Source organism: Flavobacterium xinjiangense (genome assembly GCF_900142885.1).
GTDB lineage: Bacteria > Bacteroidota > Bacteroidia > Flavobacteriales > Flavobacteriaceae > Flavobacterium > Flavobacterium xinjiangense.
This window is the reverse complement of sequence record NZ_FRCL01000022.1, coordinates 26,810-37,604: the sequence shown is the minus strand read 5'-3', so window position 1 is coordinate 37,604 and position 10,795 is coordinate 26,810. Positions and strand designations below refer to the sequence as shown.

10 protein-coding genes are annotated in these 10,795 nt (G+C 34.0%); 1 reads left to right on the top strand and 9 read right to left on the bottom strand.

What is annotated here, in order from left to right; translation table 11 throughout:
- From BUC23_RS16810 to BUC23_RS16765, 9 genes are all read right to left on the bottom strand, one after another.
- A partial coding sequence (locus BUC23_RS16810) for a hypothetical protein (protein ID WP_073211754.1) occupies positions 1 to 552 on the bottom strand: 552 nt, incomplete at its 3' end.
- Between the two features lie 12 nt (positions 553 to 564).
- Positions 565 to 1,257, bottom strand: a complete 693-nt coding sequence (locus BUC23_RS16805) for a conjugal transfer protein TraI (RefSeq protein ID WP_073211751.1) — start codon at positions 1,255 to 1,257, stop codon at positions 565 to 567.
- 55 nt (positions 1,258 to 1,312) lie between these two features.
- A complete protein-coding gene (locus tag BUC23_RS16800) occupies positions 1,313 to 3,784 on the bottom strand; it encodes a TraG family conjugative transposon ATPase (RefSeq protein WP_073211748.1) in 2,472 nt (823 codons plus the stop codon).
- A 40-nt stretch (positions 3,785 to 3,824) separates the two neighbouring features.
- A complete protein-coding gene (locus BUC23_RS16795; RefSeq protein WP_073211745.1) occupies positions 3,825 to 4,142 on the bottom strand; it encodes a DUF4133 domain-containing protein in 318 nt (105 codons plus the stop codon).
- A gap of 50 nt (positions 4,143 to 4,192) precedes the next feature.
- Positions 4,193 to 4,531 (bottom strand): DUF4134 domain-containing protein, encoded by a 339-nt coding sequence (locus BUC23_RS16790; RefSeq protein WP_073211743.1) that lies wholly within the window; start codon positions 4,529 to 4,531, stop codon positions 4,193 to 4,195.
- A gap of 138 nt (positions 4,532 to 4,669) precedes the next feature.
- Complete coding sequence (locus BUC23_RS16785; RefSeq protein WP_073211740.1) at positions 4,670 to 5,137, bottom strand: hypothetical protein; 468 nt, start codon at positions 5,135 to 5,137, stop codon at positions 4,670 to 4,672.
- 299 nt (positions 5,138 to 5,436) lie between these two features.
- On the bottom strand, positions 5,437 to 6,642 hold the full coding sequence (locus BUC23_RS16780) for a hypothetical protein (RefSeq protein WP_073211737.1): 1,206 nt from the start codon (positions 6,640 to 6,642) through the stop codon (positions 5,437 to 5,439).
- A 98-nt stretch (positions 6,643 to 6,740) separates the two neighbouring features.
- Entirely contained in the window at positions 6,741 to 7,601 is an 861-nt protein-coding gene (locus tag BUC23_RS16775; protein WP_139259967.1) for a helix-turn-helix domain-containing protein, read from the bottom strand.
- A 322-nt stretch (positions 7,602 to 7,923) separates the two neighbouring features.
- Positions 7,924 to 8,664: a hypothetical protein gene (locus BUC23_RS16765; RefSeq protein WP_073211728.1), complete on the bottom strand. Its 741-nt coding sequence runs from the start codon at positions 8,662 to 8,664 to the stop codon at positions 7,924 to 7,926.
- Between the two features lie 347 nt (positions 8,665 to 9,011).
- Here BUC23_RS16765 and BUC23_RS16760 point away from each other — a divergent pair, with 347 nt between their 5' ends.
- Positions 9,012 to 10,685, top strand: a complete 1,674-nt coding sequence (locus BUC23_RS16760; RefSeq protein ID WP_073211723.1) for an AraC family transcriptional regulator — start codon at positions 9,012 to 9,014, stop codon at positions 10,683 to 10,685.
- Positions 10,686 to 10,795 lie beyond the last annotated feature (110 nt).

The following is a 10,795-nucleotide window of genomic DNA, read 5'->3' as shown; positions in this document are numbered from 1 at the left end:
CATCATTCTGGTTTGATTACTGAAATCCTCGCAAAAACTATAATTCTCCTGCATACTTTGATATAGTTTATCGATTCGCTCCAATCGCTCATCATCTTTCATTTCCAGTTTCCCTTGAGTCAATACATTAATAAGTTCATCTACAGCTGTATCACAATCGATAATCAATCGGTCCAATACTCTTTTAATGTACGCCACTTCATTACCGTGAAACAGATCATTTTGATTTACATCTCTTATTGTACGGTTACAGATTTTAAGAATCTTTACTTGAAGTGCAATAATCTGAACCACTCTGCTATAGTGTTTTATCTGCGGATTAATTAGATTAAAAGAATTAAAATAATCAGCATGAAGATCCAGTTCTCCTCGTTTAAAATCGCTTATTGCGTTCAGCCCTTTTTTTGCGATGGAATATCCCTTTTGAGCATATTCGATATACACTTTAAATGCTGCAATTTGCTTTAGCAGTTCTTCTCTTTGTTTTTCTTGTGCCAGTAGGGTACCATTTGAAAGTCCCATGAGCAACAGCAACAATACTATCTTTTTCATGACTTTAGTTTTTCAATTGAGAATACCGTAGAATTTCTTAACAGCATTCACATCATTAATTGATTTTGCTCTTTGAATGCTTAATTGCATGTTTTGTCTGTTAAAACGAGAAAGGTCATCGTATGTCTGATCAATCTGATCAGCAGCAGTGTTGATAATTTCAAGCCGTTTAGCATCGCTCATTTGCAACGTGAAAGAGTTAATAACTGAAAAAATCTGGTCAATATTTTTCATACTTTCGTTCAGTATGCCGGAGTATACTTTTTGCATGTATGCCAATTCTTCGATCTTGAAGTGATCGTCCCGCTGAAATAGTTTCCAGGCTCTTTCGTATTCGGCAACGAGCCGTATTTGCTTTTGGGTGATGTCCCTTATTCGCTGATAATAGGTGATTATGGATTTAACCTTTGCGAGTTCGTCATAATACTCTTTATACAACTCTTTTTGTTTTTGTGTCCAGTTGGAAATTTCATCGAGTTTCACTTTGGAAAGGACATTTTCCAATTGCTTTTGGGCATTCTGTAACCAGATCGTTTTGTTTTGCAAGCGTTGGATTCGTAAATCAATTGCTTTTATGACCATGGCTATCGCATCTTTGATTAATCCAATTATGGGAACAGCCGTAACTGTTGTTGCTGGTCTTGCGGGAGTACTGAGGAGCAGTAGACAAAGCAAACCCAACATCATATTTTTCTTCGTTTTCATAGGTAGTAATTTTTAGATTCGTTTCTCAAGTATTTATAAAGGCTACAACTTTTTATTATCGTTGTTTATCACGCAAATCATTAGCCAATGCCGCAATCCCTTTTTTAATATCTCCATCAAATTTTTTGGCATAAGCCTGCACTTTCATTTTTTCAGTTTCTTCTGTAGTATACGCCAGATACTCTTCAAGGGATACTTCCGTACGGTAGACCTTAGAGAGCATTCCTCCCAAGGAAATAAAAACTTCTTTGTATTTTTTATCCGGGTCATTCGCTTTGTTGACCGACAGCACCAATGCTTTTTCTTTCTCAGTAAGTCCCAATAATTCCTGAATCTGGTCGAATTTGTTTTGGTATTTACTTTGGTCGAGCAATATTTTGCAATCGCTGTTATTGATGATTGCCTGCTTGACCACGGGTGAGGAAATGATATCTTCAACCTCCTGTGTGACCACTATGGCTTCTCCATAAAATTTTCTTACAGTTTTAAATAAATACTTTATGTACTCTGCCATACCTTCCTTAGCAATAGCTTTCCAAGCTTCCTCAATTAATATCATTTTACGAATACCTTTGAGCTTTCGCATCTTGCTGATAAAGACCTCCATAATAATGATGGTGACAACCGGAAAAAGAATCGGATGATCCTTAATATTATCCAGTTCGAACACAATAAAACGCTCTTTCATTAACTCTAGATTTTCAGTTGCATTAAGCAGATAATCAAATTCTCCTCCTTTGTAATACGGGCGCAACACATAGAGGAAATTAGTAATATCAAAATCTTTTTCCTTCACCTTATCCTCTTCGAGAACCTTAACAAAATCACCTTTAAGGAAATCGTAAAAACTATCGAAGCAAGGAAAAAGTTCTTTGTCTGATTCGAGTTTTTCATAGTACATCTGCAAGGCATTGGATAAGGCCACATATTCACTTCGGTTGAAGGTTTCATCGTCTTTTTTCCACAGCGCTAGCAATAAGGTTTTGATGCTTTCTTTTTTCTCTGTATCCAGCGTATCGCCTTCGCTGATGTAAAAAGGATTGAAGCGGATTGGATTCTTTTCATCATAAGTGAAATAATACCCACCCACCATGTCACACAATCCCTTATAACTGTGTCCGACATCCACGATCACAATATGGGTACCTTGCTCATAATAGCTTCTCACCATGTGGTTAGTGAAAAACGATTTTCCACTGCCTGAAGGCCCAAGTATAAACTTGTTTCTGTTGGTACAAATACCCATTTGTATCGGTTCATCACTGATATCAACATGTACCGGCTTACCGGTCAAACGGTCTCCCAAGCGTATTCCGGTAGGGCTGAGTGAAGATCGATACCCCGTTTCCATATTCAAGAAGCAAACTGCCTGCTCCGCAAATGTGTCGAAAGTGTCATTCATTGGGAAATCAGCTGCATTACCCGGAATACCAGCCCAATAAATCTGAGCAGCTCCGACGGTTTCTTGCTTGGCTGCCGCATCCATTTGAGCCAATGCGGAGGAAACCTTATTTTTTATGTTTTTCAGTTCTTCTTTATCCGCTGACCATGCCAACACATTAAAATGAGCTTTAACGGGTAAGCGCTGCTGACCGATCGCTTCATTCAGAAAATCATTAGTAGCATCACGCGCAATTAAATTTTCCCTGCTGTAGGCTGATAAGGAATGTAAGCGTAATCTTTTACTCTCTAGCTTCTGCAATGTTTTTTGAGCATCTTCAATGAAAATATATTGGTTGTAAATATGATTACACGATAGTAATTGTCCTAAAGTTGATGCGAAGCCGATACTGAATTTGGTCTTGTCAGTTGAGTATTTATCAAAATTAATTCTGGAACCGCAAAGAGCAGGAAGATCAGCTGCATCACCCAGTGTATAAATTTGACAATGATTATCTCCAACCTGCAAGCCGTCACTGAAAGCGATATCTTTGTAAATAAAAGCGTCTTCCTTTTCAGAGAGCGAACAGTAACGCTCAATAATACCGATCTTTCGGCTCTGACTTCTGAGTTCTCCATTACTAAGACGGGTCAATTTTACAAAACCGCTGTCTTCTAAAATTCGTCTGAACTGCCCCGTACTATCTATAAATTCCTGACGTAGGTTTGCTTTTAATGTTTCTTCGGGAACTATTGAATTCCGTAGTAAATTGGAATACAAGGAACTTGATGTTTTTCTGCCGACTGGTTTTTTAGTCAGTAAAATGTAACACGAATGATCCAAAAAAGGACGCTCATTAAAAAAACGTTCACTGCTGCGGGTTAGGAAACTTGTATCCTCATTTGTAAAATCGGCTTTAAACTTGCTGTCAATAAACCAATCCTGTTTGTGAAAGACACTAAACTTTGGAAGTAATTTGATCGCTTTGAGCCAAGCTTGGTGGAACGCTTCATATTCTTGATCGGACAAGGTGAATATTTCCGGCAACTCTGCCTTGAATACCACGGTAACATCTCCCTGTTTAGAGAGAATACAATCATGTTCCACATCCATAATCGGTAAAATATCATCTATCCTCTTTTCCATCTTCGTCACTTTTTACCTGTTATAATTTTTTTGACAATTGCTAGTTTTCCATTTTGAAAACCTTTCGGCTCTGAATTCTGACCGCTTTAGGAACTTGTCTTTTCGCTATAGCTTTCATCATACCATGTTCACCATATTTGTGACTCATTCTATATACTTTCACAACCAGCAAAGCTCCTGAAATGCCAACTACTCCAACGCAAACCAGTGATGGCAAACCAATGATATACAATGCTGAAAAAAGGAATAGAAGAATTATAACACCACCTCCTAAATACCAAATATATTGCGCTTTAAGACCTTTGAATTCAATGCTCTGATTAATACCTTTATTGATTTGATAAACGCTATTTGCCATGATATTTTTTCTAAATATTGGGTATATACATCGATCTAACCAACCTTAATTTAAACCCCAAAGAAAGATTTGATCACGGTGGCTACAACAACTAGAAAAACACAACTTCCAAACCAGGCTGCAGCTACTTTTCCAGTATCAGGATCTCCTGCATTCCATTTTTGATAGACCTTTACAGCACCAATCAGTCCAAGCAAGGCTCCTACTGCATACATAAGCTCTGTCCCTGCATCAAAATAACTTCTTACCTTTTGATTGGCTTCATTAATACCGGCAACCCCGTCTTGAGCATATGCGGTGACATAGCCAACAAACAACAGCAGTACAACTAAAACAGATCGTATTTTTGCTATTGTAAACTTCTTTAATTCCCTCCCTCGATTTTTCATAAGACACCATTTTTAAAGTTTTATTTTAAGTAATAAAAAGCAGAGGAATATCACTGTTACTGAACTCTTTTTCCTGTCACATAAAGCCATACCGCATAAGAGCAGACAGGGATAATTCCTCCGCAATAGAATTTTATTTTATGCATCCCATAACACATCCACTTCCTGTTGCGTTAAATGAATCCGTTCGAGTTTATCACATTCAGAAACTATTAGTTCGCAGATTGAAGATCTAAAAGGCGAGTTTTTCACAGTCTGAAATTCATTGAGAACTATACTCAGATAATACATAAATTCTTTTTTAGGAAATTTTCTTTGCAATGCATCTTCCACAAGATCTTTTAATTTTTTTACCAGATCCTCTACATCCTGAAAAGCTTCATCAGTTTGTGTTTCATTGAGTGATGAAGGAATACCATCAAGAGTTTCGAGATGCTCTAGGTTTGATTGAACTTGAGGAAAACTTCGACTCGGAAACTTTTTTTTTCCCGTTGCAAGATCTTTAATTTCTGCAAAGTAAAATCGCAAACCAACAAATAAATACCAACTTGCTACTAGCAGGACAATTACAATTATATAATTGCCCCATGAAATGTTTCTTAACATACGCTCTACATTTTTATCGTTCTACATTAGCTTTTCAACACGGACATTTGAAACAGAATCTAAATCCGAGATTTTGATTATTACATGACAAAGAAACAGTAGCCAGTAAATCCGTACAAGTCCAACTTTTCATTGCATAGTAGTTGTACCCATTGTACCCCTAGTGAAATCAATAGAAAATAAAGAGTTTTTTTTTACGAAGTTTTTAAAAACAGTTACTTCGCAAGTCAACAAGTCCATATCATTCTGATTTTTTCAGCAGGTATTATTGCTTAAATTAATGAATGAGATAAACCGCACTAATATGATTTAATTTTCTTGATAATACACTGCAGCGCATCTATAGCCAATTCTTTATCTCGGTCTTCAGCTACATACGCTTTACTACGCATCGAGTCGTAAGAAAGGTTTGCCTTATTAGGCGTTGATAAAAATGGAACTATTGTTTTAAATACATGATTCATAGATCTAGCTATGAGAATCTTCAGTTCATCAGCAGCACGAAATATTAGTGCAGTCTGATCTGTTGACAGTTTACACAAAACTTTGTCGTTAGTTGAATCAATTATCGCAGTTTTATTCAGTTTCCTATCTCTATTGACAAAAGGAACAACTGAAAAATGTTGCTGCTTATCAAGATACGCCATTTCATATCTAAACCATTCACTTAGAATGATCTTCAGTTCTTGTTGATGCGGGTTTAGGATCACCCCATCCTTAATATGGATCTGATTGAATTCTTTAAAATAAAATAGAAGATTTTCCATTTTACTAGCGATATTTTCACAACAATTTACTTTGTCTGTTACACACTTTGTAAAATAGTTTATAAATGTCCTACAATTAAAATTCATGTAAATTAGAATCTCGTCTAGTGTTGCATTTGCTTGGTCTTCATTCTGCATGACTTTTAGTAATTCTAATTCTTTAATCAATTGCTTCCTATACAGCACTTGTCGGAATGTGACCTTTTCATCTCCTTTGGAGTTCACAAAAGAATACAAATTATCAAAAAGTATAGCAGTAACCTTTTTATCATTAATAGTAGAAGTTGCACTATTCTTCAATTTGTCAATTTTTTGTTTCAATTTCTTTTTGGATACAACCAGATAGGTTGAAGGTACTCGCAGATCTAAACTTAAGTACTCTGAGAATCGAGTTTCTATAAAAGATAACAGTTCATCAAAACACGAAATTAATGTGTTTATCACTTCTTTTAAATCAAATCGTTCAAACGCAACATTGTGGCTTCTTTCAATGACATTATCTAAGAAAATTATTAAAGAGGAATGATAATTTCCGACTACAATCTTAATTTGCTTTTCCTTATTAAGAGAAAACACCCTGATCTTAAATTCAGATTGAATAAATAATGTCTGCTCTATTGTCTTTTCAATAATAGCCTTTGACTGGACTATTGTTATTTCATTAACGTCCGTTTTGCTAGGATTTAGGGTGACAGTTACCAGTAAATCTAGCCATTCTAAAAGATAAGTCTGATTCATACTTCTTACTTTTATTTACTAAATAGTACTTTCAACTTATGATTAAAAGCACTCTAATTAATAACTCTAGAATATTTATAAACTATACTTTCTACTGTTCAATAGAAATTTAACCTTAAGCGATACTCCGTTGGAGACATAGAAGTGTATTTTTTGAAAAAATTGCTAAAAAAAGAAATATTGCTAAAATGTAATTCTTCCATAATATGCAAAATCGTTAAATCTTCGTTTTGAAGCAAGATCTTTGCCTCCAAAACAATTGCTTCTTCAATACACTGCTTGGCCGTTTTTTCAATTACTTCCTTAATTGTTTTAGTAAGATGACCAGTAGTAATAAACAAAGAATCAGCATAAAACTTGACAGCGTGTTGTGTCTTGCAATTAATTTCTAAAATTCTAAAAAATTGCATCACAAGTATCTCTTTTCTTGTATGTCTTATTTTAATACGTCGAGAATATTTGCTATAAATCGCCGCTAACTCATACAATAATAGATTAAAACTAAAGAGTAGTACCTCATTTTTAAAAATATGCTTATCCGAACTTCTTCTTGTACTATCTAGCAATTTAAATAAATCAATCAGTAGCGCTGAGTCTTTCCTTTTAAGAGAAACCTTAGCAGGGATTTTTATAAAAAAAAATTCGAAATACCCAACAAATGGCCTCTTTATACTGTTTTTAAAAATAAACGTGGAGGAAAATGATACTAAGGAAATCTGAAGATGGTCACTTGCATTCAAAATTTCACCAAAAGTCCTTGCTGGAATCACTACCAGTTCATTTGCGTACAGGTGTATGATCGTTTCATTTGCTTGAATAGTCAAAAAACCAGAATTTACTATCACGATAGAAAAACAGTTTCCTTTAAATAGTTGCGGGAATGAAATTTTGGAAGTAATCATTTCATCAATGCGGACTTCTAAACCAAATTGGACGTATTTTGAATTTTTGTGTATCAAAACGATTTTTTTTTGGAAGTTCAATTGTATTCTGAATGAGTTTTTGCTTATTTTGGTTCTGATCTTTTGATACAACTCGTGGAAAAGAATCTAGCCATCAGTGTAATAATAACAAATAATAAATTTGAAACTGTGGTGCCGAAAAGTAAAAATGCCAAAGCTCTTGGATTACAGCTTTTTAGTTCCCCGTTTGTGAGATAACCAATTATTTCATCGTAGCCCAAAAGGTCTACGATGAAAAAAAGGCTAACTAAATTGAAGAAGATCAAAAACACAGTAAATACGTATATTATTTCCTTTTCAATCAGTAGAATTCTATGCATCATCTATTAGCTACAAGATTGTTTATCATAATTCCTGCAATAAGAGATCTGCTAATCGTACTAAATGAACTTTTGACATCACCACCAACCGCTCCAACACGGTTACCTACAGATGTTTCCCAATCTTCATCTTTACGTTTCTTATTGTAATAGAGTGAATATCTAGTTATAGAAGATACAGTAAGGATAATTTGCTTATCCTCATCACTAAATTCATCATTATTTATAACTGAGGATTCATACGAAATTATGGATTGATAAATTGCTTCGTATTCTTCGTTTTCCCAAAAAAGTGCAGCGTTCATAAAATTAAAAAGACTATTTTTTGCTTCATCTGCCATAGACGCGTTTGATATGGCATCTTGCAGTGCAGCCTCAGGATTTTTTACAATCTTTTGTATCTCTTCAAGATTTTTAGAGACCATCGGTTGTAATTTTAAAAGAGTGCCATCACTGTTACCATTTGCTATCTTTTGAATCCGTTTGCTAATCTGAGCAATTGTATTATGCTGATAGTTTCCCGACAAATAAAGATCCAGAAAGGCATTATGTAACTTACCGGCATAGTCATAAATGTTCGCCGGGTTTTCAGGGGTCAAGTTGTGCAACAAACTTTCCTTTTTTTCCGATTTCTTGCCACTAGCTTTACTATCAAAAGCATAAGTAGTATCAATGGTATCATTGGTACAAGAAATAATTAGCAATGGTAAAATCACTAAACCTAATGAAATATTTTTCATGATTAAAATGTGTTAAATGGTACTGAGTACTTTTTTCGTCAGTTCATTTCACCCGGGTAAGCAGAACTTTAATTTGGCACGATGCCAAATATTTTTGCTTTTGAATTCAAGGCAAATCTAGAAGTCAAGTTTTGGCCGTGCAACACATTGTCTATGGATTTCCAAGAATTATTATATGTATTTTCTGAAAATCCATATCCATTTTTTTACTAAAAACAAATCATTATCAATTGTTTATATTATATTTGAAGTAATTTCTTTCAAAATTCACAATGCTATTTTTGTAATGCATATCCTGACATTAAAAAATGATTTTGAAGAAAAAAAGTATAATTCTTATTTAAGCTATGATAAAAAAATATCTCTTTTTACTGATTCTTTACTTAGGGAACCAAGTTTATGCACAGCAAAATGGATTTAAAATTCCTGATACACTTCGAAGTAAGGATTATGATTATCTATTTGAACAAATAAAAGCTCTGGAAGAAGGAAGTGCACAACAATCGCTGTATCTTCAATCCTTCTTACATAAAGCTAAAGCAGAGAATAATAAAGAAGAGATCATAAACGGATATAAAAATTATGTGCATCATTCGCCCGAAAATTTAAAACTGGTCTATGCCGACAGTATGATTTATACTGCTAAAAAATCGATGGATAATGCCTTGATTGGCTCTGCCTATCTTACAAAGGGAATTGTGTACTATGCTAAGAAAAAACATAATTATGCATTAGATAACTACCTTATAGCCAATAGTTTTATTTCCAAAACTAATGACAATTACTTAACTTATAAGGTGAAATATAATATTGCCCATATAAAATACTACCTTGGATTTTATGATGAAGCAGTATCATTATTCAGGGAATGCATAGATTATTTTAAAGAAGAAAATGATATAGCCTATTTAAATTCCCTTCATTCGCTTGGTTTGTGCTATAACAGAATTGGCAATTATGGTTTATGTACGCAAATAAATGAGAAAGGTATTCAAGAAGGTAAAAGATTAGCGACCGATGAAATGAAAGACTACTTTATTCACTCGGAAGGGATTAATCAATATTTTGAAAACAATTATGCTTCGGCTATTAAAAAATTAAACTATACACTTCCTGCCTTACTGAAGAATAAAGATTTTGCAAATGAAGCTGTTGCATATTTCTATATAGGAAAAAGCTATTGGGATCTCAACAAACCACTAATGGCACTTCCCTACTTCATAAAAGTAGATCATATTTTTGTATCGAAAGGTTATATTCGTCCCGATCTTCGCGAGAATTACGAATTATTGATAAACTATTATAAGTCGAAAAACAACCCTAAAAATCAACTCCTTTACATTGGAAAATTACTTAGGGCAGACAGTATCTTACATAATAATTTTAAATATCTATCTGGTAGAATTCACAAAGAGTATGACACTAAAAAATTACTTTCAGAGAAAATTAAAATCGAAAACTTATTACAGAATAGAAAGTATAACGACTTCATTTTCACTGGAGTAATAGCTCTTTTATTTTTCTCTCTACTATTTATTGCCTATAGACATATCAGAAACAAGAATATATATAGGCAAAAGTTTGAGGAACTGATGAAGAAAAGTGAGGCTACTACTAAAGTGGAAGTCAAAAACAGAAGTAACGGAATAGATGAAATAAATCAAGATACTGTTGCTTCTGTGCTGAAACAACTTGAAAAGTTTGAAAAAGATAAAAAATTTCTCGAAAAAGAACTGACAGCAGCAAAGCTTACGGCAGCTTTCGATTCGAATGCAAAGTACCTTTCAAAAATAATTTACCATTACAGGGGGAAAAAATTTGTAGATTACATTAACGACCTAAAAGTTGACCATTTAATTAAGTTAATGAAGGAGGATAAGATGTTGAGAAATTATACAAATAAAGCGCTTGCCGAAGAAGTTGGTTTTAGTAGTACGCAACGTTTTGCTACTGCTTTTTATTCCAAAACAGGAATGCCGACCTCCTATTTTATTGAAGAGCTCAAAAAAGCAGATTCATAATTATTGATTACAAATTTTTTGATAAAATTACATTGACAAAACAAAATAAATTCTTAATAATGAAAGGCACATTTTAGATACATGAAAATCAAAAAGTCTCCAATATTTTA

Coding starts and splice junctions, on each gene's coding strand:
- BUC23_RS16805 (WP_073211751.1), bottom strand. CDS start 1,257: ATGAAAACGAAGAAAAATATGATGTTGGGTTTGCTTTGTCTACTGCTC.
- BUC23_RS16800 (WP_073211748.1), bottom strand. CDS start 3,784: ATGGAAAAGAGGATAGATGATATTTTACCGATTATGGATGTGGAACAT.
- BUC23_RS16795 (WP_073211745.1), bottom strand. CDS start 4,142: ATGGCAAATAGCGTTTATCAAATCAATAAAGGTATTAATCAGAGCATT.
- BUC23_RS16790 (WP_073211743.1), bottom strand. CDS start 4,531: ATGAAAAATCGAGGGAGGGAATTAAAGAAGTTTACAATAGCAAAAATA.
- BUC23_RS16785 (WP_073211740.1), bottom strand. CDS start 5,137: ATGTTAAGAAACATTTCATGGGGCAATTATATAATTGTAATTGTCCTG.
- BUC23_RS16780 (WP_073211737.1), bottom strand. CDS start 6,642: ATGAATCAGACTTATCTTTTAGAATGGCTAGATTTACTGGTAACTGTC.
- BUC23_RS16765 (WP_073211728.1), bottom strand. CDS start 8,664: ATGAAAAATATTTCATTAGGTTTAGTGATTTTACCATTGCTAATTATT.
- BUC23_RS16760 (WP_073211723.1), top strand. CDS start 9,012: ATGATAAAAAAATATCTCTTTTTACTGATTCTTTACTTAGGGAACCAA.